Source organism: Lacinutrix chionoecetis (genome assembly GCF_053604665.1).
Genome location: NZ_JBSHNQ010000038.1, coordinates 1 through 241 on the forward strand (window position 1 = coordinate 1; position 241 = coordinate 241).

The 241-nt window shown below is 49.8% G+C and carries 1 protein-coding gene; it reads left to right on the forward strand.

Annotation, left to right across the window (positions count from 1 at the left end; genetic code table 11):
- Positions 1–241, forward strand: a 241-nt coding sequence (locus ACVC43_RS00195; RefSeq protein ID WP_452222555.1) for a hypothetical protein, incomplete at both ends; no start/stop codon positions are given.

Below are 241 nucleotides of genomic sequence, written 5' to 3' on the forward strand. Positions count from 1 at the left end.
AACACACCAGCGGTAGTTGATCCATTTGCAGACAATGGCAATGGTATCGATCAAGATCCAGATGGAACGATAGATGCAAGTACAGTAAACATCACCACACCAGGCGCAACCGATACGGATGGCGATGGCGATAACGATGAGTTAGTGGTACCAGGCGAAGGCACCTGGACTGTAGATGATACTACAGGCGCAGTAACCTTCACACCAGAAGCAGGCTTTACAGGCGATCCAACACCAATCG